General features: G+C 38.3%; 17 protein-coding genes and 1 riboswitch. Of the genes, 2 read left to right on the top strand and 15 right to left on the bottom strand.

Features of this window, described 5'->3' with window-relative positions:
• Positions 1 to 80: 80 nt before the first annotated feature.
• The 7 genes from DRF67_RS05495 to DRF67_RS05465 form a co-directional block, all read right to left on the bottom strand.
• Positions 81 to 1,574, bottom strand: a complete 1,494-nt coding sequence (locus DRF67_RS05495; protein WP_115927332.1) for a RagB/SusD family nutrient uptake outer membrane protein — start codon at positions 1,572 to 1,574, stop codon at positions 81 to 83.
• A gap of 17 nt (positions 1,575 to 1,591) precedes the next feature.
• Positions 1,592 to 4,531, bottom strand: coding sequence for a SusC/RagA family TonB-linked outer membrane protein (locus DRF67_RS05490; protein ID WP_115927331.1), 2,940 nt, complete (start codon positions 4,529 to 4,531; stop codon positions 1,592 to 1,594).
• An 83-nt stretch (positions 4,532 to 4,614) separates the two neighbouring features.
• Positions 4,615 to 4,711, bottom strand: a riboswitch (SAM riboswitch).
• 372 nt (positions 4,712 to 5,083) lie between these two features.
• Positions 5,084 to 6,400: a hypothetical protein gene (locus DRF67_RS05485; RefSeq protein WP_115927330.1), complete on the bottom strand. Its 1,317-nt coding sequence runs from the start codon at positions 6,398 to 6,400 to the stop codon at positions 5,084 to 5,086.
• Positions 6,401 to 6,635: 235 nt separating this feature from the next.
• Positions 6,636 to 6,980: a helix-turn-helix domain-containing protein gene (locus DRF67_RS05480; RefSeq protein WP_115927329.1), complete on the bottom strand. Its 345-nt coding sequence runs from the start codon at positions 6,978 to 6,980 to the stop codon at positions 6,636 to 6,638.
• 33 nt (positions 6,981 to 7,013) lie between these two features.
• Positions 7,014 to 7,484 (bottom strand): transposase, encoded by a 471-nt coding sequence (locus tag DRF67_RS05475; RefSeq protein ID WP_115927328.1) that lies wholly within the window; start codon positions 7,482 to 7,484, stop codon positions 7,014 to 7,016.
• 289 nt (positions 7,485 to 7,773) lie between these two features.
• The gene (locus DRF67_RS05470; RefSeq protein ID WP_115927327.1) at positions 7,774 to 8,715 is read right to left on the bottom strand and encodes a hypothetical protein; all 942 of its coding nucleotides are present in this window, start codon (positions 8,713 to 8,715) and stop codon (positions 7,774 to 7,776) included.
• A 40-nt stretch (positions 8,716 to 8,755) separates the two neighbouring features.
• Positions 8,756 to 9,715, bottom strand: coding sequence for a hypothetical protein (locus DRF67_RS05465; protein ID WP_115927326.1), 960 nt, complete (start codon positions 9,713 to 9,715; stop codon positions 8,756 to 8,758).
• A 639-nt stretch (positions 9,716 to 10,354) separates the two neighbouring features.
• Between DRF67_RS05465 and DRF67_RS05460 the strand changes: the two genes are divergently transcribed.
• Positions 10,355 to 11,389 (top strand): helix-turn-helix domain-containing protein, encoded by a 1,035-nt coding sequence (locus DRF67_RS05460; RefSeq protein ID WP_115927325.1) that lies wholly within the window; start codon positions 10,355 to 10,357, stop codon positions 11,387 to 11,389.
• A 30-nt stretch (positions 11,390 to 11,419) separates the two neighbouring features.
• Positions 11,420 to 11,827 carry a type II 3-dehydroquinate dehydratase gene (locus tag DRF67_RS05455; protein WP_115927324.1) on the top strand — a complete coding sequence of 136 codons (408 nt, stop codon included), beginning with the start codon at positions 11,420 to 11,422 and terminating at the stop codon, positions 11,825 to 11,827.
• Positions 11,828 to 12,007: 180 nt separating this feature from the next.
• Here the strand turns inward: DRF67_RS05455 and pckA are convergent, their stop codons facing one another.
• The 8 genes from pckA to DRF67_RS05415 all read right to left on the bottom strand — a co-directional run bounded on the left by pckA (position 12,008) and on the right by DRF67_RS05415 (position 25,828).
• Positions 12,008 to 13,624: a phosphoenolpyruvate carboxykinase (ATP) gene (gene pckA, locus DRF67_RS05450; RefSeq protein WP_115927323.1), complete on the bottom strand. Its 1,617-nt coding sequence runs from the start codon at positions 13,622 to 13,624 to the stop codon at positions 12,008 to 12,010.
• A gap of 127 nt (positions 13,625 to 13,751) precedes the next feature.
• Complete coding sequence (locus DRF67_RS05445; RefSeq protein ID WP_115927322.1) at positions 13,752 to 14,657, bottom strand: GYDIA family GHMP kinase; 906 nt, start codon at positions 14,655 to 14,657, stop codon at positions 13,752 to 13,754.
• Between the two features lie 6 nt (positions 14,658 to 14,663).
• Positions 14,664 to 15,542, bottom strand: coding sequence for an ACP S-malonyltransferase (gene fabD, locus DRF67_RS05440; protein ID WP_115927321.1), 879 nt, complete (start codon positions 15,540 to 15,542; stop codon positions 14,664 to 14,666).
• Positions 15,543 to 15,611: 69 nt separating this feature from the next.
• The gene (locus DRF67_RS05435) at positions 15,612 to 17,540 is read right to left on the bottom strand and encodes an amino acid ABC transporter substrate-binding protein (protein WP_228435741.1); all 1,929 of its coding nucleotides are present in this window, start codon (positions 17,538 to 17,540) and stop codon (positions 15,612 to 15,614) included.
• Between the two features lie 38 nt (positions 17,541 to 17,578).
• Positions 17,579 to 19,165 carry a bacillithiol biosynthesis cysteine-adding enzyme BshC gene (gene bshC, locus DRF67_RS05430; RefSeq protein ID WP_115927319.1) on the bottom strand — a complete coding sequence of 529 codons (1,587 nt, stop codon included), beginning with the start codon at positions 19,163 to 19,165 and terminating at the stop codon, positions 17,579 to 17,581.
• 13 nt (positions 19,166 to 19,178) lie between these two features.
• Complete coding sequence (locus DRF67_RS05425; protein WP_115927318.1) at positions 19,179 to 21,119, bottom strand: putative porin; 1,941 nt, start codon at positions 21,117 to 21,119, stop codon at positions 19,179 to 19,181.
• Positions 21,120 to 21,228: 109 nt separating this feature from the next.
• Complete coding sequence (locus tag DRF67_RS05420; RefSeq protein WP_115927317.1) at positions 21,229 to 22,764, bottom strand: RagB/SusD family nutrient uptake outer membrane protein; 1,536 nt, start codon at positions 22,762 to 22,764, stop codon at positions 21,229 to 21,231.
• A 13-nt stretch (positions 22,765 to 22,777) separates the two neighbouring features.
• The gene (locus DRF67_RS05415) at positions 22,778 to 25,828 is read right to left on the bottom strand and encodes a SusC/RagA family TonB-linked outer membrane protein (protein WP_115927316.1); all 3,051 of its coding nucleotides are present in this window, start codon (positions 25,826 to 25,828) and stop codon (positions 22,778 to 22,780) included.
• Positions 25,829 to 26,271 lie beyond the last annotated feature (443 nt).

Raw genomic sequence — 26,271 nt, 5'->3', positions numbered from 1 at the left:
TTATGAAGGCAGTATATCAAAAAAGCCACCGCAAAGCAGTGGCTAAAAAATCAATCTAATTATAAACTATGGACTTTATCTTATAAATTCGGGTTGTTCTCCCCTTCTCTCTGTGGAATGCTGAACAGATAGTAATTGCTGTTCGGGGTGAAAGAAGACTTATCAGGGAAACCAAAAATAGAATGTCCTCTGCCGTCTACTGTTTTTACCGTTCCGTCCGGGGTGGTGATCTGAACTTTCACAGGTTTTCCTTCCCCATCTACAAATGGTTTTCTTACTACGGTTCCCTGTGTTCTGATAATATCTGAAAGAGCAAATCCTTCTCCAAACAATTCTTTTCTTCTTTCGATCAAAATGGCATCAATTACTTCATTCTCTGCCAGAGAACCACTATACACATTGGCATTTCTGGCGGATTTAAGCTGATTCAGCACCGCTACAGCCTGGGATACATTTCCGTTTCTTGCTTCACCTTCAGCTTCAATCAGGTACATTTCAGCAGCTCTCATATAAACAAGATCGGCAATCAGTGTGGATTTAAACTTAAATTTAGCATATCTCAGCAATCCTTCTCTTCCTTTAAGGCCATCCCATGAGAACAATTGAGCTCTGATATCATTGCTGTCGAACAAATTCTTAAAGTAAGGATCCGCCATAAAGCTGTAGTAAAAACTTCCTGATGAAGACACATCCAGATAATGGAATGCATAGCTTGCATCAGATTGTTCCTGTGTCTGCCCATGTCCCCAGATCCACTCCACATTGTTGATGTCATTGAAGCCGTCTTTGTATTTTTCAGGAGCCATTAGCGGATAGCCTTCTCTTGCCAACTTTGCAGAGGTGGCAGCCTTACTCCACTCTCCCGTATTCAGGTACGTTCTTGCCAAAAGCCCGTTGACTACAGCCCGGTTGATCTTGTCCTTATTGTTTCTCGTATAATCTTTTAATAGCTGATCAGCATCGGTAAGGTCACTTTTTATCAGGGTATAGATTTCTTCAAGGCTCGCTCTTTTTTTCCCTGGTGTATTAATGGTTGAAGGTTCCGTATAAAGCGGAGCAGTAAGAGCTGTTTTATCTTTAAGATAGCTGAACTGGTAAAAGCTTGCTATATTCAGATAACAGAATGCACGCAGCGCCTTGGCCTGTCCTTTCACCTGATTCTTTTTCTCCTGGCTTCCCTCGGTTCCATCGATCCTTGTGATGACATTGTTCATATTATTGATCGTGGAATAAAACATAGACCAGATAAACAACGGGCGGCTGGCAGTATTATTCACCATTTCCGTAAATGCATAGGTTGAGGCAAAACCATATTTGTTGGTTAGTACTGCCACATCACTTCCCATGGCATCACTTGCCCTGAGGACTGTGGAAAAACCTATGTTGGCGTATGTAGTTCCGTCATCGTTAAATTTGGCCCATGCTCCGTTGATCACCGTTTCTGCGCTTTCAGCTGTTTTGAAAACCTCAGCCTGGTTGGCCTGATCAGTTGGAGCCGTATCCAGTTCACTTTCGCAGCTGGTCACTGACCAGAATCCGATGAAAGCAAAAGATAAATATTTTATTTTTTTCATTGTTGTCATTGTAAGAGTTAAAGAGTTGCCTGCAGTCCGAAAGTAATGGTTCTCATGGCAGGATACCTGTAATACGTGGTCCCATCCAAAGCTTGTTCAGGATCCATTCCTTTATGCTTATAAAAAGTCAGAAGGTTTTCAGCCTGAATATAGATTCTGAACTTTTTAAGGCCTATTTTTTCAAAATAATCGGATGGAAGTGTGTATCCTAAGCTCACATTTTTAAGTCTTGCATACGTTCCCGAATATAAAAATCTTGAAGAGGTTGTCGTCCAGTTGTTCGTTGTAGTACTCAATCCCGGTACATCCGTATTGCGGTTCTCAGGAGTCCATCGGTTCAGCATTTCAACACTCCATGCTCTTCCGCCGGCACTTCCGTTATGCAGCAACGAAGTATAGTCTGTATCCAGTACCTTACCGCCAATCTTGAATGTCAGTAATCCTGAAAAATCAAAGTTCTTGTAAGCAATACTCGTACTGATTCCTCCCGTTACCTTTGGCAATGCAGAACCCTGCAATGTTCTTGTCGCCTTAGACACTTCAGAAGTTGTTCCTTCTACGGTATTTCCGCTGGCATCATTATAAAAAGTTTTCCAAAGCGGATTTCCGGTATTCGGATCCACTCCTACCCATTCCGGAATATAAAAATCATACACAGAACCTCCTACCTGCAGCAACTTGGTACCAGAGACAATAGAACCTTTAGGAAGTTTTGTAATGGTATTGTTCAAAGTACTTAGGTTGATATCCACATTCCACTGAAAATCGTCGTTCCTGATCGGAGTGGTAAAAAGTGAAAATTCAAAACCTGTATTTTTTATCGTTCCGATATTAGCCGGAAAATCACTGATTCCTAATGATGGTGCTACCGGCATATTGAACAGAAGATCCTGGCTTTTTCGTTGGAAATATTCTATATTACCTTTAATCCTGTTATTTAGGATGGCAAACTCCAGCCCTACATTCAGATTAAGATTCGTTTCCCACTTTACATTCTCTGTAGCGGCTTTTTCAAGAACGGTTCCCGGCTCACCCAGGTTATTATAAAACTTATACAGTTCCTGGTAAGCATAATACAATGGTGACCTGTTAGGCTGCAGTAATTTATCGTTTCCTTGTCCACCATAACTTGCCCGGAGGGTCAGCTGGTTGAAGACATTCAGGTTTTTAATAAACTCCTCATTTGAAATTTTCCATGAACCTCCCACAGACCAGAATTTCCCCCATCTGTTGCCTGGCGAGAATCTCGAAGAACCATCTGCCCGACCTGACGCAGACAAGAAATAGGTATTATTAAAATCATATTCTACCTTACCTAAGAAACTCAATAAGCTTACCTGATCACTGTTTCCACTGAAACTTCCTAACAGGGCTGCTGCATCAGGCTCATAATAGTAAGGGAGCGAAAACTGCGTCCTTGTTCCTGAGATGGTCTGATATTCATATTTATAGAATTCCTGTCCGCCTAAGACATTGAAATGGTGTTTTCCGAATTTCTTATCAAAAGTCAGAATATTACTGGTGGTATATGACAATGTCCTGCTGTTGGATTTCGTCACCGAACCGCCGGTTTCACTTCCTTGTCCGATAAGCGGATTAGAATAGTAATGTCCGTTATAATTCACAAGGTCAACGGAGAAGCTCGATCTGAATTTCAACTCCGGTAAGAATGTGAAATCCAGAAATCCTTTTCCTGAAAAGTTATCTTCCTTATTTTCGTTTTTATCCAATGGAAGTGTGGCTGCTGCATTTTGATTTTGAAGAGCACTGGTCGGCCTGTATTTTCCAAAATCATAGATTCTGTCTCCGTCTGCATTCAGGATATAAGATCCATCATCATTTCTTTCGTAATATGGGTAAAAAGAAGGGATCACTCTTGCAGCCTGGATAATATTGCTTGCTTTGGAATCTGAAGAAGTAGGAGCTTGCTGAATACTGTTGGTATAGCTCAGGTTAACTCCGACGTTCAACCAGCTTTTCACTTCGGAATTGAGTTTTAAACGGGTATTGTATCTTTTAAATCCTGACTCAATTGCCATTCCCTTATCATCCAGATATCCTAATGAAAAGAAATAATTGCTTTTTTCACTGCCTCCGCTGATGTCCAGATCAACCTGATTCCTGGAAGCCACTCTCTGCAAAATATCTCTCCAGTCATCATTCCATAAAGCTTTTGCACCAGGCAGTAACTTTCCGTCGGTGCCTATGGGTTTAGGATATGCTGCTCCATAAGGATTGATAGAAAGACCCGTACCTGAAGTAAGATTATCGGTCGCCATCTGTGCCGCTTGCTGAGCGGAGATCTGTCCGGACTGATATCCGTTTCTCATCGCCTCCCAGTATAATTGGAAATATTGGTCCGTACTGACTTGTTCGTAATCTTTAACCGCTCTGCTGGAAAATCCCTGGCTGATATTTAAATTAACCCGTGCTTCTCCTTTCTTTCCGGATTTGGTGGTAATGATGATGATCCCATTTGCTCCTCTTGAACCATATAAAGCACTTGCTGTAGCATCTTTCAAGACACTGATAGATTCAATATCATTCGGGCTTATGGAGTTGATGTTTCCGTCAAAAGGAATTCCGTCTACCACAAACAGCGGGTCGCTGGAAGCACTTACAGATCCTATTCCCCGGATTCTAATGGTAGAGACCGCTCCCGGCTGTCCTGAAGAAGTCGTTGTTTGGATTCCCGGCACCTGGCCTTCCAAGGCTTTTGTAATATTGGTGACAGGTCTGTTGTTGATTTTATCGCTGGAAATCGTTGCCACGGAACCGGTATAGCTGGTTCTTTTAGCTTTTCCATAGGCCACGACCACTACTTCATCAATTTCTTTTTCGTTCAGCGTATCTTTTTGAGGCCTGGAGCTTTGTCCGCTTACACTGGTAATTCCCAGAAAAACAGCAGCGACTGGTGGAATCCAGATCCTGGAACGAAATAAATTTATATTAATCATAATCAATTTTATTTATCATATATTAAAATTTTGCCCTTTGCAGAAATGTCAGCAAAGGGCATCGATAAATACGATAAACCAAATGCTTATTTTTCCTTTACAGGCTGAATGTAACACCTTACGTAATGCAGGTTGTTAAGATTTCGCAGGGTCAGTTCCCTCCATCTTTCTTTATAAGCCGATCGAAATATGTTGGCAAAGCTACAAACATTTAGTCTACAAAACAAGTAGACTTATTTATTTTCATGATAAATTTTCAAAAATTAACATAATATTACAATAAAATACACTAAAATAAGGAGTTACAAAAATTACCATTTTTATAAATATGATAAATATCATTAAGAATTATTCAATGCCGAATTCAGATTAAACGCAAAAAAAATGACACCCTCAGGTGCCATAGCAATAGTTCATAAAACCAACAAAAGCTGTATAATTCCTAAAGAATTAAAGCCACTCATGTGACGAACTTACTCGCATTGCGTAAAGTAACAATTGACATTTAGTTATTGTACTGCTTATACACAATCACAACAGCGTCATTCCGAACTACCTTACATATTCGACTGCCATACTGAACATATTACAGAACATCCTTGCATTAGCACTTTCGGTACAGCTGCTGCCCTCATTATAAAACTTATCTGTTGATTCGTAATTGTCGAAAATATTGGAATCGGTATAGATCAGTAAATTATCCTGTATGGTCCCTGCAGCATTTCCTTTGCTGTCTTTCATAAACAACTTGGCTGCAGACGGATATTGTGTTATTTTACCCATATAGCGGTTGGTCTGTATTCTTGTATTTTCTGCAAGTGTTCCAAATACGCCACTATTTGGCTTTTGGGAAGTTGTCGTATAGAAAGATCCAGGCATCTGTGAGTTGACATACTTTACTGTATACCCCAAATTTAGCTTATTAACAGGGGTAAGACCCTGGTGTTCTCCTCCAATAATAAAGAACTTTCTCTTTTCCTGAATTTTCTGCTTAATAACGGCAATGCTTTGGTTGGAAAAATAACTGGTATACACATATCCGATCCATATGATATCTGCATTGTCTATAGCCTGGCTTAATTCAGCAGGGGTGGCACTTTGGATATTAATGGCGGAAAACGTAAAATTTGCCATTACCACACTACCATTGGGTCCAAAGTTGCTTGGATTCGTTAATTTGGAACGGGCAGCTGACGAATAAATTCCATAGGAATTTGTAGTTAAGGCTGCATTCCATGCGTCAGGGGTTATAGAGAGCACTTTAACCAGCCTGCCTGATGGTTGAGGAGTTACGGTGATACTAAAAGTACAGTTCTCGTTACCCCCCGGGTTGATAATGGAGTAGAGAAAAGTTCCTGTCTGTACAGGAGTTCCTTCAGCAGAAAGAATCACAAACTGTTCTCCCGTGCTTTCAAAGGTTCCTTCGCCACTGAAGCGCATTCCATTAACGGTATCCGTATTGATTTTGTAACCACCCGGTCTGGTTACCGTCACTTTAATCCTTACAGAGCCCGCCGCAGGAGAACCTTTATGAAAGTTTCCATTGACTACAGGATCGCAGTTGATTGTATAAACAGCAGACCCACCCTGGCAGGTATTAATCCATTCCAGACTGTTCCAATACTCCATGCAGTGAACGGTAGTATTGTAGATTATCATACCTTCAGCGTCTACATTTGGTGAATCCGGAGGAAGAAGAGCATCTCTTTCAACGGTTGTCAGACGGGGAGGAAGAAAACCTTTATCCTTAGAAAAAATTTCCAGTGCCGATTTTGGGTTTGGTTCGGCTATATTTATCCCTACCTGACCATTCAAGAGTAAAAAAGGAGCCATAAAAGCTACCAATCGTAATAATTTTTGCTTAATCATCTTTTTATATTTAATTGTGTTTTATCTGCTTTTGAAGACAGGCAGCAAGCCTGGTGGACCATCGGTTACATAATAACCTCCGTTACTATACCATTCGATGGTCCTAATCCGTTTCAGATTCTTTTAAATCCTAGTACGACTTCTTAGGTTTTTAGGATGAACTGATCATGACCCACGTCATATCAGACAATTTCCTTTGATCATTTCAATGTCATTCCTACCGTAGGAGTATGCATCAGTGCTGAAATATTTTCTTCCACTTCGCGAGCGTATTTCTACTGGTTTTAAACCGGTTGGCCGTCTGCGTATTGTTATAGCCATTTTTTTTCTGGAACTCCAGAATCTTTATGATCGTCTGTGTATCGTACGATTTATGTCTTTGGTTAAACTGTTCTGTTTCTATATTTTTTAATTGAAAAACAATTTGATTCAGTTCAATCACATCCAATACCGTTAAATTTTCCTTGTTTAAGATCGAATGACAAATCTCAAATTTATCAGGAAATTTCATCAGGATTATGTCCGTATAAATCTTTTTATAATCAGGACCATCCACTTTTATACACTCTCTTGTTTCCATTGTTCCCTAAAATCCGTGTTTGCTGAGGGTTATTTAAACTTTATTATACTTGCTGATCCATTTATACAATGTCGTCTTGGGAATTCTGTATTCTTCTATCACCTGAAGTTTTGTTTTCTGACCGGTATTGATCAATTCCAGAATAAAATCTATCAGTTCTTTGGTATATACATTTTTTCGAAACTGAGGAAGAATAGTCTTCAGGCTGTTATCTGCAACATTATATTGAACACCTGCCTGAGGAGCAAAAATGATCAGATGCTGCGTATATATTCTGAAAAAATCGTATTCTAAAAGTTTACTCCATTTAAGAAGCAGTTCCGAGTCCATGCTTTTTTTTCCAAACATTTTATGTACTTCAGGTTCTGTAGCATTAAGAAATTTACAGGTGCGTGCAATAGAGACATTGAGCTCTTCCATCCTTTCCCTGATGCATCTTCCTATATGAATGTTTTTAAAATCAAAATTCACTGTATTTTTTTTAAAAAACTGGTTATTAGACATTTTCCCCCTTTTCAAAACAGCAATGCCACGTAATGGCTTTCACTCGATCCCTTTTATCAACAGGCATTTTCTTAGCGAAAAATTTATTAATCATCATTTGTGTTTTTAATATAATAGCAATTGTGTTTATTGTATTGAATGCCATACAACATGCATTATCATTCTCTCTGTAAAAAAGACAGAAATAGAATCGATAACTCTTAAAATGAATTATTAAATAATGCGTTGGTTATATTACAATTTTACTTCATCCGGGGTTAAGAGATTTGAATCCCACTCTGAAAGTAAATTATCTGATCTGATCTAAGGCATACGCCATTACATTATGAACAAACCTCTCTTGTGGCGTATCTATTGGGCCTGTTACAGAAGCCCTGAAAACGCCCTCATCCCAAAAGAATACCGCTCTTCCGTCTTTTCCGGCAATCCATCCGCCTGCATTTGTAGTGGCTTCAGTAGCGAGAAGCCTGCTTCCTGGTGGCAATTGAGACATCAGTACCCTACCTGCAGTATCAGATCCCGATATGGGTATATTTCTAACATCGCCAAAAATGCCATTATTGACGGGATCATTCGTACTTCTTGCAACAACCCCACCGGTACCCACGTTTCCATTGCCACCAAAGGCTTGCAGTAAATTAGATCCTACCCCAAGGTCAAACATGAGCAGAGCTACCCCGCCTCTATCTACATACTCTTTGATTTTACCTGCATCGGAAGCATTCATGTTCGTTCCATTCCATCCTGTACATATGATATCGAAGTTCGCAAGCAATTCGTCAACCGTCGATCCCGACAAAGTAGAGGTAATATTAATAAGCTCTATTCCGGAAATTTTTCGATACGTCCCCGCAACCCCATAATTATTTGTATCGGTAAGCTGGGCATTAAAAGGAACCCAGGCAGGAACAGCCCACTGGCCCATACGCACAACTGGCGGTTTCCTTCTTTTATCAGATAGGCACCGTGACCATCCACTGGATTTGTAAAATCTGATACAGTCCCGAGAAGAGTCGTAAATAATGGTACCCACGGCGACATCCCCACCCTGAGGATTCACAAAATGATCAGTATCCGAATTGGTAGGAATTACTAATCCTGATGTATTGGTGGTGGGTTTATTAATATCTAAAGCACCCCTCGGTGTTGTTGTATCAATACCCATTTGTCCATATACCGGGAACAGCGCACTGCATAAAACAACAATACTAAAAATAATTTTCTTTTTCATTACCTCTTGTTTTTAATTAATGATTAGATTGTAGATGATATTATGATCCAACTCTATCTAGAGCATAAGCCATGATATTATGCAGAAATCTTTCCTGAGGTGTATCTATTACAGTACCTGATACGCTGGAAGCACGAAAAACTCCTTCATCCCAAAAGAAAATAGCTCTTCCACCCGCTCCGGTAATCCAGACTCCGGCATTAGCCGATGCTTCATTCGCAAGAAGCTTACTACCCGCAGGCAGTTGAGACATCTGAACCCTTCCTGAACTGGCAGCCCCTGATAACGATACATTTCTTGCATCACCGAAAACACCATTATTGGTATTGCTCGCCGTACTATTACCGGCAAGTGCCCCGGTAGCTACATTTCCTGTACCTCCGAAGGCCTGAAATAATGAAGTTCCCAAATTATTATCAAGTGATATGATCGCAACGCCTCCACGATCCACATAACTTTTGATCTTGGCAGCATCAGCAGCACTCATATTAGAAAACCCTGTACTAATCACATCATAGTTGGCCAGCAGGTCATCAGCAGTCGTATTGGCCAAAGTAGAGGTAATGTTGGTAAACTGAAATCCTGAAACATTATTGTATGTACCGGAAGCACCATAATTATTGGTATTGTTTAACTGAGAATTAAAAGCACTCAAGCCTGAGCTGCCAATTGCATAGGTAGACCAATACGCTACCCGGACAGTTTCCGGTCTGGTGATTTTGTCAGATAAGCATCGTGACCACCCGCTTGACCTGTAAACTCTGATACAATCCTGACTGGAATCATACATCACAGTCGCAAGGGCAACATTTCCTCCCTGAGGATTTACAATATTATCGGTATCTGAATTGGTAGGAAGCACCAATCCGAAGGTATTGGTAGTGGGCTTATTGATATCTAAAGCACCTCTTGGAGTTGCTGTACCGATACCCACTTGTCCGCATACAAGAATCACTGCACTGCATAAAACTGCAGTACTCAAAATCATTTTTTTTCTCATCCTTATGTTTTTATACTATCATTCAATTGATAGATGACCGTTACATTCAAAGAGGTCATTATCAAAATCTAAAATCATTGTCAAACACCACTGTTTCATTTCTTCTTACAGAGCGATTTCATTCAGAATCATCTGGAATTTATATAAAGCTATACTAAGCTTATTCTCCTGTTGACTGCCACATTGTTCTTATCCCAACCTGCTATATTATATTATAAAATGTGCTTCAATTTTTCACTTCCCAAAACGGATGAAGTTGATCAAACACGCAACAATAACTCCACAATTGAAAAAATAAAAATTGTTAGTTAACCTTATATTTTTTTTCTATAATTTAGCCAAAATTCATACTCCTACAATTCGAGTTTGAATTGCAACATGATATAACCGGCTATGCAAAAAAGAAGTGTGTTTTAAGAATTTTGAATAAAGATCAATGACGATTATATTCATCATTTTGTATTTTTCAAAGTTCTATTGCAAAGTTATTCCTTACAGGTGTACCAAAAAACTAAATGATAAATGAGAATCCAGAAAATGACTGAAATTCATTAACTAGCTTAAAAACAAAATATTAGATAAATGATTTTTGATAAAACTAATTAATCAACCTGTTTAAACCCATTAAACCTGCTTCATTTGAATTCAAAAAAAGAAGAAATAAAGAAATTGAAATTAGAACTGATGGATCGATATGTGGTGAGTATGACTTTCATATTGGCCATTTACGTCGGCATATTTACGTTCTTTATTCCAGACAAAATAATGTCATGGTACCTTGCTGTTGGTGTTCTTTTTTTAGGAGGTCCTTATGTATTTATACGGAAACGATATTCTCCGGATTTACTGGTCACTACTTTTCTGATCTGCGTTCCGATCTATAGCTTTTATATTATACTCTCGTTTTGGGAAAACTCTGTAGCCAGCTTTTCAATTTTACTGCCGATTCCACTGGGTGCTTATATTTACTTTTCTAAAAAAGCTGTACTATTATATACACTATATGTGATAGTGACCATCATTACCGTCAGCATTGTGGCCAACAATTTCAATTTTAATTTCCCCAAGCATACCCGTGAAGAGATTAAATTCAGTGATACCCTGCTCTTTATTTCCAATATATCAATCGTCTTTTTACTGATCCATTATAAAGACAAGATCAAAAGACTGGAAGCGCAAGATCAACTTGCTGTATCATCGGCAACTTCTGCCCTTTTAAATGTAGAAAATGCTACGGAAGACGCCATCACAACAGTACCAGATTCTAGAAGTATAATAAGGGCTGTATCAGACTCTGTAGATATAGAAGCTATGGAAACCCTATTTGAAAAAATAGAGGCAATCATGAATCAGAATATGCTTTTTAAAGATACCAAGCTTAATCTTTCAAGGCTAAGTGTTGTTCTGGATATCAACAGTTCCTATATATCCAAGGCCATTCGCTATAAAGAGTATCCCAACTTTAATACCTATCTCAATATCTATAGAATAGACTATGTGAAGAAGCTTCTTCAGGAAACCGATTTTCAGAAAACAACCTTAATGTACGTCTATACAGAAGCCGGATTCTCCAACCAATCCACATTCAACAGGGTCTTTAAGCAAATAGAGGGAATTACTCCTTCAGAATACATACAGCAAAACTTAAAAACGGATACCAACGATAGTGCGTAGAAAATATTTATCTTTGGGTAAATTTTTTATATGAAAGTTTTGATTATAAACGGGCCTAACCTGAACCTTTTAGGCACCAGAGAACCTGAAATCTATGGAACGATTTCCATGGAAAGCTATTTGGAAAATTTAAAATCCGAGTTTCATACCTATGAATTAAAATACTATCAATCCAATATTGAAGGAGAGCTTATTAACAGACTTCAGGAAGATGATTTTGATGCTGTAGTGATGAATCCGGGAGCTTTCACCCATTATTCTTATGCGATTGCTGATTGTTTGAAAAACATTCAAAAACCGAAAGTGGAAGTCCATATCAGTAACATCTACAAGAGAGAGGAATTCAGGCAGAAATCTGTAACAGCAGCCAGCACGGATGCCGTTGTATCAGGTTTTGGAATGGACGGCTATAGATTGGCTATCTTAAGTTTGAAATAGTTTTAGAATTTATATCTTTCCCACAGATCGCACAGATTTTCACAGATGCATATTGACCATTAGAAAATGATTCATGAAAATAAAGGATAAGATTTAATATAAATACATTGGCTACATCTGTTCGAACAAAAATACAAAAGCCTCATCATTGATGAGGCTTTTGTATGCTATGAGCAACTATTAGATAGTCTGTTCCTGTAATTGAGGCCCTGAAGCAACTAATTTTTTACCTTCCTCAGTATCACAGTACTGCTCAAAGTTTTTGATATATCTTGAAGCAAGATCTTTTGCTTTCTCTTCCCACTCTGAAGCGTTCTCATACGTATCTCTAGGATCTAAAATACCTGTAGAAACGTTTGGTAATTCAGTTGGGATCTCAAGGTTCATGATTGGAACCTGAGTTTTAGGAGCATTATCAATAGAACCATCGATGATAGCATCAATGATCGCTCTTGTATCTTTAAGAGAAATTCTCTTTCCGGTACCATTCCAACCTGTGTTCACTAAATACGCTTTAGCTCCATGCTCCTGCATTTTACCAATCAATGTTTTAGAATACATGGTTGGGTGAAGGGTAAGGAATGCTTCCCCGAATGCAGGTGAAAAAGAAGGCTGAGGTTCAGTGATTCCTCTTTCAGTACCTGCTAATTTTGAAGTATATCCACAAAGGAAGTGGTATTGTGCCTGATCTTCATTGAGGATAGAAACCGGAGGAAGTACCCCGAATGCATCTGCAGACAGATAAACAATCTTCTTGGCATGTCCTGCTTTAGAAGGCAATACAATTTTGTTGATATGATAAATAGGATAAGAAACCCTTGTATTTTCCGTGATAGATCCGTCTGTATAATCTGCTACTCCATTGTTTACAACAACGTTTTCAAGAAGCGCATCTCTTTTGATTGCAGCGAAGATATCCGGTTCTTTTTCTTCTGATAAATCTATCACTTTAGCATAACATCCACCTTCATAGTTGAATACTCCATTGTTATCCCAACCATGCTCATCATCACCGATAAGGTATCTTTTCGGATCCGCAGACAAAGTGGTTTTTCCTGTTCCTGAAAGACCAAAGAATAAAGCTACATCACCTTTTTCTCCTACGTTAGCAGAACAGTGCATGGAAGCCATACCTTTTAACGGAAGGTAATAGTTCATCATAGCAAACATCCCTTTTTTCATTTCACCTCCGTACCAAGTACCACCAATGATCTGTAATTTTTCAGTAAGGTTGAACATGATGAAGTTTTCAGAATTCAATCCTTGAGCTTCCCAGTTCGGGTTTGTTGTTTTAGAACCGTTGATTACTGTGAAATCTGGCTCTCCAAAGTTTTCAAGCTCATAGTGAGAAGGACGAATGAACATATTAGTCACAAAATGTGCCTGCCATGCTACTTCAACGATAAATCTTACTTTAAGTCTTGTATCCGCATTCGTTCCGCAGAATGTATCTACTACGTAAATCTTTTTAGATTCAGCAAGCTGGTTCAGCACTAGTTCTTTACAAGACCCGAAAATTTCTGCTGTAGTCGGTAAATTTACTTTACCATCCCAGAAAATAGTATCTCTTGTAACATCATCCTGAACAATATATCTGTCTTTAGGTGAACGACCTGTGAAAATTCCTGTTTTTACTGATACCGCGCCAGATTCTGTAAGTTCAGCTTTCTCAAATCCCTGATTTTCAGAAGAAACTTCAGCCTGGTATAATTCCTCATAAGAAGGATTGTACACTACTTCAAAGTTTCCTTTAATCCCTAATTTCTCTAAATCCTGGATGATTTTAGTGTTTTTCATTTTACTTATATTTTCTATTTCTTTATTGACTTCAACAAAAATAATATTAATTATTTGTTAAAGGTGGTTTAAATATACTGATATAAGTCAGAATGACAAATAAAAAAACAGGATCGTAAAATATTGATTATAAATTAATTATATTTTCCCACTCAAAAATAGTTGTAAAACCTTTCTCCGAAAAATAGTCTTTAAAGCCCCCAAATTTGGCACTCATTACAAAATCTCCGCCCCATGCCCCCAAACTTTTGACAAAAGAAGGGCAGTCAGGGAATATTTTTTCTTTAACTGTAGGAATTTCAAGAAAATCGGCAATTTTCCTCTCATGAATCATCATTAATTCCGAAAAATTATCCAATTCACTGCATAACAAAATTTTCTTTGTGATATTCGAAAATTCATTAACCAATTCAGGATACTTGGTTTTGGACTTATATAAATTGATTCCTTCACGGCTGTCCTGTTTCTGATTCAAATGGATAAAGATCAGTTCATCTTTAAAGGAAGGATCAAAATTTACCTTTTCATATGCAATTTCCGGCTTGCTTTGAAAAAGCACGGCAGATTTTTCTTTTGCAACAGCAATATCATAACCGCTGCCTCCCAAACTGACAGCATTCAGATGAAAAGGATCGATCTGGGCCCATTCCGCCAGATTGTTCATTAAAGTAGAACTGCTTCCGAGTCCATAATCCGCAGGAAACTGAAGATTGGTTTTTAAGTGGTAAGTAAGGTTATCTTTGAATTTAAGTGTCGAAAGCTGCTGAACATTTTGTAATGTTTTAAGAATAAATGCAGCGGCCGAAGGAATATTGGTTTCCAGAACCTGCCATTTTTCATAATCAATAACAGCTGTTAACCATAATGTATTCTGATGGTAAGCTTTCCAAAGAATCAAAGATCTTTCATCGTCGTTTTCTTCAAAGAAAAACTCTTGTCCTAGCCTGGTAGGTACCGCTAAGACAAGAGCTCCATCGATTGCGAAATATTCTGATGTAAGCATAAGCTTACCCGGTGAAAAAATCGCGCTCATATTTTTTTATAAAATGGCGGAGGCAGCTTCTACCGATCCGTCAATTTTTTTGATCAATCCCTGAAGGGTTTTTCCCGGTCCTACTTCCACAAAGTTGGAAGCACCGTCTTTAATCATATTCTGAACGGACTGCGTCCACTTTACAGGCCCCGTAAGCTGAGCGATCAGGTTTTGTTTGATCTCATCCGGATTGGTTACTGCAGTAGTCGTTATATTCTGATAGACAGGAATGGTTGCTTTTCTGAATTTTGTTTTTTCAATAGCTGCCGCCAGTCTTTCCTGTGCCGGTTGCATCAATGGTGAATGAAAAGCCCCGTTTACCGGAAGCAACAGTGCTCTTTTCGCCCCTGCCTCTTTCAGTTTTGCACAAGCCTCTTCTACAGCAGGAGTTTCTCCTGAGATCACCAACTGTCCGGGACAGTTATAATTGGCAGGAACTACTATGCCACTGATTTGAGCACAGATTTCTTCTACCTTAGCATCGTCTAAGCCTAAGATCGCTGCCATCGAACTTGGATTGGCATCGCAAGCATCCTGCATCGCCTTAGCTCTTTCTGATACCAGCTTCAAACCGTCATCAAAAGATAAAACGCCATTGGCAACCAATGCAGAGAATTCTCCTAAAGAGTGTCCTGCTACCATTTCAGCGCCAAGACCGTTTACTGCTTTTAATGCTGCTACTGAATGTATAAATATTGAAGGCTGGGTAACCTCTGTTTTCTTAAGATCCGCATCGGTACCGTTAAACATAATGGAAAGAATGTCGAAACCTAAAATCTCATTGGCAGATTCCATCAGATCTTTAATATCTTTTCTGGAATCATACAACTCTTTTCCCATTCCTACAAACTGAGAACCCTGCCCGGGAAATACAAGTGCTTTCATGTATTGAATTAAATATTATGCAAATATAACTATAATGTTAACAATATCCTTTGAAACGGGAATAAATCATTATGGTACCAACCTGATTACTCGATACCCTGTATTTACATAGGCTCCGTTCGCTTTAGATTTTACAAACTCAAATTTTGTGGCAAGTTGAGTCTGAACTTTATTCATCTGTTTAAAGATTTCTCCTTTTTTGTTTTCTCTGGTCAACATATCATTCACCACATCAAAACCTACTATCGCATACTTCGGAGGCGTTTTACAGTATTTGCTTTTATACGCTGCTAAAATTTCTTTCTCAAAGCTTCCGTCAGTATTGATTTTTCTGTCCATCAGATAAACCAGATTGGCCTGGCTCAGCTCATCTACTTTCTTTTCAAAAACCGGAGAATAGAACATACTGAATGCTTTTACTCCCTGAGCTTCTTTGGAAAGAGCAATTACTTTGTTGGCAAAAGCCTCCCCCATATCATCATTGGCCAGAACCGCAATAACAGGAGCAGCCTGCCCCGTCATCATGTTCTGATCCAGCTGAATATCCGCCGGAGAATTGACAATCACAATATTAGGATTTTTCACCGCCTTTTCAAGGCCTGCTTTGATGTAATTTGCATTTTCTTTTTTAGAGTCTGCAACGATATATATTTTCTGATCAGAATATACCCCTTTTACTTCTTCAACAATTTTATCAGCATACGTCTGATTATTGGTTTCTACTATAATCAGGTTGCTGTAATTGTACAGCTCGGGTGTATTGGCAAAAGGAGCCACCACCGGAATTTTCTGATTTTTTGTAAAATCGAGAACGTCAATAACATTGGATTTAAAGAAAGGTCCAATGATCAGGTCTGTATTATCAGGATTGATCTGGGTAAGCGAATTTTTAAATGAAGATTCATTTCCGGAATCCACTACTTTGATATCCAGTTTCTGTCCGCCTCTGGCATTTCTTTCAATGGCAAGCTTAGCTCCTGTCAAAAAGTCAAGGGCCATTGCTCTGTATTGCGTTTCATTGGTACTGTACCCAAACGGAAGCATCAGTATAACGCTCAGGGCATCACCACTTTTCTTTACATAGGCAGCATCCTGCTTTTTGATTTTTAGCACCATTCCTGTTTTCAATCCTTGTGACAGATCAGGGTTAAGCGCAATAAGTTCATCAATGGAAACTCCAAATTTATTAACAATAGAGAATACAGTATCTCCCTGCTGAACAGTATATGTTACATAATCATCTCCCGTTGCCACATGGGAAACAGAAGAGGACTTTTCATTCCCTGACTCTACTTTTACTTTGGAGTGCACAGGTTCAGTAACAACAGCTGTGGCGGATTTTTTTATTGTAATGGTATCACCAGGTTTCAATCCTTTTTCTTCCAATCCCGGATTCAAAGCAAAAAGGTCCTGCTGGCTGATTCCAAACTGTTTTGTAATTCTATAATAATTATCTTTAGCTTGTATCACATAGTTTTCCCCTTCTACAGCGGCCACAGGAGCAGTTACTGTCTTTTCCACAGGAACTTCAGCAGGTTTTTCTGCCACTGCCACCTGTTGTGCGCCTCCATATTTTTTTATGCTGGCGAGAGGTAATGTAATCTCATCTCCGATCTTCATGTGAGAATCCAGTTCAGGATTTAGTTTTCTCAGATCAGTTTCAGAAATTCTATATTGTTTTGTAATTCCGTAAATGGTTTGCTTGGGCTGTAAAACGATGGTCCCCACAGCACCTGCTCCCGTATTTACTTTTTCAGCAGTCGCTGTTTTTGTAACCACCGGAGTTGCTGTTTTTTCTGACTTAATCATTAAAACATCACCAATAGCAAGCTTACCATCTTTATGTTTAGGGTTTAGCTTCAGCAATTCATCTACAGTTATTCCATACTTTTTAGCAATATTGTAAGGATTATCACCTTGTACAACGGTATGTGATTTCTGGGCTGAAACTCCCAAAACCATACATAAACTGGATAGAATAAAAAACCTCTTTATCATATTCGATAATTATAATTTACAAAAATACTTCTTTAAAATTAAATGGCAACAATTATTAATTTGGATTCTTGAACCACCATTTCTTCCAAACAATTTTCAAGCCATGAATACCCGTAATCTGAAAAGAACACACTAAAATTGTATACCCTTTCCTGCCAGGTTTTAGCCGGATGAACATCTAAAAATAGATTCTCTAGCCTTTCCAGCAACTCATTCTGTTTTATTTTTTCAGCATGCAGCAGACGTTTCTTCATTCTCTTAAAAGAGTTGAGTTGTCTTACTTCCTCCGCTTTTACCAGATTTCCAAAAGATCTATCAGTAGCTTCTGCTGAAGTTTTTAATGTTGAAAAATTGTTGATCAATACCCCTTCCTGCTCTTCCAGTAATTGCAGGGTCACATTATCCTTCAAAATTTTATGATTGGTAATCACGGTAAAATTTTGGAAGAAATCTTCTATTTTAAGATTCAGCTTTTCAATCTTCTTCACTGTTTTTTCCTTTAGAAAGAGCATAGAATTTCTCGGGATCAGGATTGGAAAAGGAATATTGACTGCTGAGAAATAGTCTTTCAATTCCAGCCAGTACATGATCTCGGCATTACCTCCGATATAAGCAAGATTGGGAAGTACTTTTTCCTGGTATACAGGACGCATTAATGCATTGGGACTGAATCTCTCAGGATGATTCTCCAGTTCTGCCAGGATTTCCTCCTCTGTAAACCGGATATCGGTATCTACAACGATATATTTCTGCCCGTCGAATTCAATCCTGTCTCTGGTCTCAGAAAGATAGAACAAATTGATTTCGCGGGGATTCACCTGTACTTTACCATATTTCTCTGTCAGAAAATCTACTTTATCTTGTGAGGCTTTTTGTAAACCAAATTGAAGAAGTTCATTTCTGAATATTTCTTTCATCTGACTTTTAAGCGCGCTGGAATCACCATCTACAATCAAAAGCCCAAATTCTGAAAACAGACGGTTGACTAGAATTTTAATAGCCTGTGTAAGCGTGTTTCCCGGCTGATATGCTTCTTTGAGCATTAGAATCAATTCTGTTCCAAAAATGGAATCTTTGAATTCTTTTTCAAACTCAGAAATAAAATAGGTACCGCTGATCTCAATTCTTCCCACGGGGCCACCTGACTTTTCATGGGTCTCGTAATAATTATTTTCTGTTTTAAAATGATTGATTTCTGCAAAATCATGGTCCTCGGATGCCATCCAGTACACCGGAACAAAGTTAAAATCCGGAAAATTTTCTTTAAGATAAGAACAGGTCTTTATGGTCTGTAATATTTTATAGACAAAGAAGACAGGTCCTGAAAAAAGATTCAGCTGGTGGCCGGTTGTAATGGTAACGGTGTTGGGAAGCTTAAGATGCTCCAGATGCGTCTTTTGTTTAGAAGAAAGGTTTAAATCGGAAAGCTGTTCTTCAAGCACCTCAGAAAGTATATTTCTTTGTGCTGAGGCAAAAGAGTCCGTTTTAAGATGAAGCTGCTCTTTGAAATGATCCAAAGAGAATATCTTCTGTTCAAAACCTTCAATTTTTTGATTTAAAAAATCTTTTACCAATTGAGGGATGCTTCCTATATCGTTAAATGGTATTTTATTAATTGTTTTCAACCTGTACTGTTTTTTAGTTGAACAAATACCACACAATCCCAATGTTTAATCTGAAGTCGTACACCGGATAATGTGGAAATGCGTATGCTTTATTGTTGGAAATAACAGTTCCTATTTGCTGTCCTTCTATGAAAAAGAACATTTTCTTAACTTTCATATTGATATAAAGATCCAGGATAGGCTGTCCACCGATTGAAAATGCGTCTGCATTGGGAAGAATATATTCATTAAGAACCGGAAAATAATCTCTGGAAGCAAACTTAGAGAAATAATAAATTTTAAGACCAGCCTGAATTTCCGCTGCTTTTTTAAAAGCCTGAGTCTGATAGAAAATATTGGCTCTACCGATAAAGCCAGGCAGTGGAAGCAGGTTTTTATTAGTCAGGGTATTTTGAAAATGGAGCCTCGTATTCAAATGAAATTTACCATAGCTGAATGTTGCGTCACCTCCGATCTGAGAAATATTCAAGGAGTTTGCACTCTGCTTCGGAGTTCCGTTGCTGTCAAAATAAGCATAATTATCAATTCTGAAATAATTGGCAAAAATTTCTGTTTTAAACCACTTCAGGTTGATGCTCCCTCCCACTTCCATTACTGATTGATTCTTTGCATTTTCAAGGTAATAGTTGAAATTTCTGTACACAGAAGTATTCAGCAGGTAATTGAAAGACGGGTAAGCACTTTGGAAATTCACTTTAGCATTGACAAAATAATCTTTGATGGGTTCAAACTTCAGATTATTTGTGGTTCTAAGATAACTTTTGAACTGGCTTCCGTTGGAAAACTCTAAAAATGAATTCAGCTGAATTTTATCCCAAAGCTTTACCTCTAGATTTCCCACTGCTCCTATTCTGTTTTCTTTAAGTTCACCTGGAAATGGCACACCGTTCACTACAACCATATCTCTTATCCCGAATTTAATCATCTGGTAACGAACTCCGGCATCCAGTTTGAACTTTTCATTATTGAAAACCAGACTTAGCGTATTGCTGAGATTATCAGAATACTTTTTGGTAGTGAGCGGAAAACCATTGACAAGGTCAGCAGGTGCACTGTACCACTTAGTTTCCAGCGCTCCCTGATTATAAAAATATTTATTTCCCTGATGAAAAATCGTGTGTCTGACGCTGAACGGGAATTTTTCCGAATTGAATGGGGTAAACTGATGACTCAGATAATATCTCCTGTAAGAAAACTGTGAACTCGTAGATGCCAGGTAAACCTGGGCATTCTGCCTGTTACTGTAATTACTGTCACCATTCTGAAACAGGTTATCTTCTGTGATCCCACCACTTTCCTGATTGTTTACATTCTGGTGAAGATAGTGCGCAAAAAGCTCATACTTACCGCTTTTTGAAATATAGTGTCCTGAAAATACGGTGTTATTATTGGACGCCAGTGAATTTCTATACAGTCCCTGAGAACGAAGTCCCATGTACTCAAGAGCAAAATTGAATCTTTTGCCAATGTTCTGAGTATAGGTAGATCTTAATGCTGCCCCATTTCTCAAGGCATTATGATAAATGAACGTAGCAGTAGGGGTTTTTACATCATAGTATTTGATATCATTGGCCCCAAGAATCATATAGGATTTATTGGAGGGCAGCAAAGATAAATTCTGCTCTGCATTCACTTCAAAAACAAGCGGATTAAATCCTGCTCCTATATTGGCAGGTTGTATTCTTCCGAAGTTGTCATTATTGTTATACTGAGAAAATATATAGGTTTTATCAAAAGTCATGACCGTATCAAAAACTTTCTTTTCTGCAAACTGGGTCTGAAACTGATAATCGTTAATGGTTGGTTTGAAAATTTTTAAAGAATCTTTCTTTCCTGAGTCTATGACCAGTGTATCTTCTTGTTTTTGCTGAAGCTTTTGAGTCTTTATGGTATCAACAACCTGTGCCTTAGCTGCACAACTGAAGAAGGTGATTATGAAAAGGATATATTTCATTATTCATTATTGTACCGCAAATTTAATAAAAAAAAGGCTGTCTCATTTTTGAGACAACCTTTTTAGTTAAATAAAAAGAAATTTTTCCTTTTTTGACCTTTTCTATAGATTAGAAATGAGGGTTATTTACAATTTCTTCCTGTGGAATTGTTAAAGAAACTCTTGGGTCATTGTAAGGGAAAGCAGTACCTACGAAGAACAAGTGGTTGGAACCTCTTGTAACGGTAGCTTTGTTTCTCTTAAATGCTAAATAAGCTTTACCTTCACCCCAGAACTCAAGTCTTGTTTGGTTGTAGATTTCCGCCTGAAGTGCAGTACCTGTCATAGTATCAAGGAAGGCATTAACAACAGGGTTAACTCCTGGAACAGGAACTGGAGTTGGATCAGTATATCTATTATTTAATACTTGCTTCAAGATGGTTTTTGCTTCAGCATCCTGACCAATCTTAGCTAGAGATTCAGCAGCAAGGAAATAGAATTCGTCCACTCTCATGAAAACATAATCCGCAGTTACCTGTCTTTGTCCCTGAGCAATTCTGTTCAGATCAAAGAATTTATTTCCAGGGAAGTTTCTTGCAGGAGTAGTTGCAATAGGAGTTCCCTCACTATCAGCTATAGTACTCATTACAAACTGATTTCTTCTAATATCTTCAGGTCTCATGCTATTGTAAAGACCTAGATCTATTCCTTTTCTAGTTCCTACAGAAGCATAGCTATAGGTGAACATATCCACCTGACCCCACCAGCTTACAAGATCTAAACCGTTAACAACTGCGATATCAAACCCCCACATCCAGCTTGGTGTTTTAAGATCGTTAAATCCACCTCCACTTACTACGCTAGATCCAGCAGAATGAGCCATTCTTACTGTCTCAGTTTTCGATGTTGATGTATATCCGTAATCATTGATGATCTCTTTAGATAAAGCAGCAGCTTGTGCTGGCTGATCTATAGCAGCATATGTATATGCTAAAAGTCCTTTGGCAACAGACTGATCAATCATCCCCTTGTTTGTTCTTGCGAAACCTTCCAAATAGTCAACCGACTTGGTAAGGTCATCCACGATAAGAGCATAAACCTGAGCCTGAGTCGATTTTGGCTGTGCCGGCATCCCTGCTTTAGTATATACTGGAATGGCAGCCTCTCCTGGAGTATAGCCTTTGGTATAGAATTGCATCAGATAGAAATATGCATAAGCACGAAGCGCTTTAGCCTGTCCCATCGCATATTTATCAGCATCACTAGCAGGAACTGAATTTGTACCACCAAGAGCATCGATAATTTGGTTGGCCCCAGCAATCATTCTGTAATAATATCTCCATGGCTTGTAGTTCATGGTATTGGTAAAGTCTGTCTGAGCACTCATATTGGCCATGGCAACATACCATCCGTAAGATGTCGCCTCAAGCGCCATATCCTGAGAAAGCATGTCACTGTAAATATCGTATCCTTTCTGACCGAAGTCGTCATGATCCAGATCCGTTCCTCCCGTTCCTGTATTAATCATCATCACATACAAACCATTCAGTTTTGTTTGTGCAGGAGCATCAGCAATCGTTTCCGTAGGTGCAGATTCAAGAAATTCTTCACGACATGAAACAGTCAATGCTGATAACGCTATACTTAATAATAATATCTTTTTCATTGTAAATTAATTGTTAGAAGTTAATTTTTGCTCCAAAAGTTATAGTTGAAAGCGGTGCATACGAGTAAGTACTACTCGATCCTGTTTCAGAAACACTTGGATTAAATCCTTTTCTTTTTGTTGCAATCCATAAGTTATCTCCACTTACGAATAAGTTAAATCCTGTAAGACCGATTGCTTTTACAAAGTCTTGTGGGAGGTTATATCCTAAACGGATATTGTTAAGTGCCAAATAGTCAGACTTTACTAAGAATCTGCTTGATCTAGCATTCTGGTTAACATCAATGGCTGCGTTGGATGACATTCTTGGAACATCCGTAACGTCACCTGGGTTCTGCCATCTTTGTCTGATATCAGTATGCCAGTTATTGTTACCTACTACACCATTCCCCATTAATCCAGCGTAAAGCCCGTCATACGCATATCCACCAAGACTGTATAGGAATTGTACGCCTAACGTAAATTGCTTATATCCGAAATCCAAGTTGAATGCACCTCTGATAGAAGGAATAGCAGACTTATCTAAGAATTTCTGAGTAGCCTGAGAATATACAGTAGTTACCCCTGTTCTGATATCTGCGTTAGGATTCAGCTTCTGGAATTCATACAATGATGTGATTTGCTCACCTGCATCGAAGCTTCCGTTTCCGTTGGTATCTACATAGTGAACAGTCCATTGAGCAGCACCGGTAGCAGCATTTACTCCTGCGTACTCTCTCATATAATAATCATATAATGATCTTCCTTCAGCTCTACCAAAGCCAGCTTCAGATAAGTCAATGATTTTAGCAGCTCCTGTAGATTGGTCTAATGGCATCTGAGTAAGTTTGTTACGCAAGATTTCTCCATTTAATCCGAAATCAAGGAACATATTATCCTTATTGATGATATGTGCTTTTAATGTAAATTCAACCCCTTGATTTACAAGTTTACCATCGTTTACTTTAAGAATTCCATTACCTGTAGATGGAGCAAGTCTGTTATCAAAGATCAGGTCATTCGTTGTTCTGTGGTAGTAATCTACTTCAAGCTCTAATGCTCTGTTTTTGAATAATCCTATTTCTACTCCTCCCTGGAAGATGTTTGATTTTTCCCAAGTTAAGTTAGGATAACCGTCTCTGTCATAAGTGGCACCTGGAAGTCCCATGAAGTTTCCTGGATTATAAACATTATACCCTGGATAGTATCCTCCATTCTGAGCTGAAGCAGCAGCACTTCCTACAATTGCCTGGTCTCCTACCGTACCATAACTTGCTTTTAATTTTAAATGCTTGACGATCTTGTTATCATTAAGGAAGTCTTCTTTCGTAACTAACCAGCCAATACCTGCAGACATGAAGGTATCCCACTTGCTGTTCAGGAATCTAGAAGTACCGTCTCTTCTGATTGTTCCATTGAAGAAGTATTTCCCTTTGAAATCATACGTTAACTGACCGAAATAAGACTCAAGCGTATAGTTGTATATATAAGAGTTTGCTAATGACTCTCCTACCCCCTGATTCAATTCAGGAATCATGTCAATAATAGTTGGTCTTCCTGCAGAAAGAAACTTTTGTTCCCAGCTGTTACTTTCATGGGCAGCAAAAGCCATAATATTATGGTCACCAAATCTTTTCTGATATCTTAATAACTGTAGCCAGTTATAAGCCATCAATTCAGTTTTAGTTTTGTAGATATATCCGTTCTGACTGGCAGCATTCCCATAGTACGGGTTGTCTACCTGGTCATTACTGTTGTTATAGTACTGACCACCAACTCTTGTTTCAAAGCTTAAATCTTTTGTAATATCCGCTTTCAAGAACATGTTGGCATTGATCTCGTGCTTGTAGAAGTTATTGATATTGTTGGTTGCATCACCAATTGCATTGGTAAGACCTCCAAATCCTCTACCATAATCTCCTAAACCATAATCAAACTGGTAACCGCCAAAATATGGATCTGCAATTCTGTTTCCTGCAGCATCACGTGAAAATAAAGGATAAATAGAAGGGATATTATCTACGAACCAGAAGATACTTCCTGAATCACTTGTCTGACCGTTTCTTTTTGCTTTTGAGTAAGCATATCCTAAATTAAATTCTCCTTTTAACCAAGGTCTTGCCTGGTGTGTTAAGTTTAATCTACCGTTATATCTTTCGAAGTTTGAATTGATAGAATATCCTTTATCACTTAGGTAACCAATGTTTGTATAATATGTTGTTTTACCGCTACCTCCACTGATGGATAAGTTGTTTTCTGTCCTCGCAGAAGTCTGGAATGCATAATCTTCCCAGTTTTCCGGATCGTATATTCTACCTATTCCAGGTCTAATCTGACCTGTAGCAGGATCGATCAGGTTGGCTGCCGGTGTACCCCAGATGTTATAATCCGGGCTGATCCCTGCAGTACTGAAAAGTCTTGTATTAGCATATGCATCTGGATTAGCATTTCCAGCAAGTCTACCCTGATTTCTCAAAGCCTGCCAGCTTAACCCCAGATATTCTTCAGGAGAACTAATTCTTGAATATCTTGGAAGTAATGACATGTTGAAACCAACTTTTGATTCCAACTGGATTACAGATTTATTAGATCTACCTTTTTTAGTATTGATAACAACAACCCCATTCGCACCTCTTGCACCATAAATAGATGTAGCGGTAGCATCTTTAAGGATTACCATATTCTCGATATCCTCAGGGTTGATTGAACTTACGTTCCCTGTAAAAGGCATACCATCTAGTACGTACAATGGGCTTCTGTTTCCACTCATTGAACCAAAACCTCTGATACGGATCGTTGCATCTGTTCCCGGCTGTCCAGAAGTATTGATTACTCTTACCCCTGCAGCCTCTCCTGCAAGCGCCTGGCTCACAGTAGATACGTTTTTCGAATCAATTGACTTAGCATCAACTTTAGATGCTGTTCCAACATAGCTTTCTTTTGGAACCTGGCTATAACCTATCACAACAACTTCCTCAATCGCTGTTTCTCCAGCTGTTGTATCTTTAGGCTTTTGCTGTGCGTAAGCAGCCTGCCCTAGAAAGAACAATGCTCCAGCACTTAGTACACGTAGTTTAACATTCATATTAACAAATTTTAATATATTTTAGCGACAAATATGTTAATAAATATTAACACTAGCAAATTTTTAACTCAGTTTAGACTGTATATTTTTAACAACAACCGTACAAAACAATGCAAATTATAAATATTTCACAATTTAAACCTCAAAAAAATACTTAAAATTTAAATCCAAATCAATATTGTACACTTTTGATAACAAATTTATAAATTGATATTTTTTTATTTATAATGATTCTAAACTAAAATATCGAATAAAATTAGCTTTTAAACCCATATTAATGATACAATAAAGTCAAATCCGACTGTATGATTCATAATTTTAACACAATAAACCTACAAAACAACATAAAAAGAAGATTTACACCAGAGCCGTAAACTCATTTGCGACCTTATCACAAACCCGTTCATTTAAAGCATTTTAGAAAAAACTACAGAATAGAGCAT

The sequence above is a fragment of the Chryseobacterium pennipullorum genome (assembly GCF_003384725.1).
GTDB lineage: Bacteria > Bacteroidota > Bacteroidia > Flavobacteriales > Weeksellaceae > Chryseobacterium > Chryseobacterium pennipullorum.
This window is presented reverse-complemented; position numbering and strand designations above follow the sequence as displayed.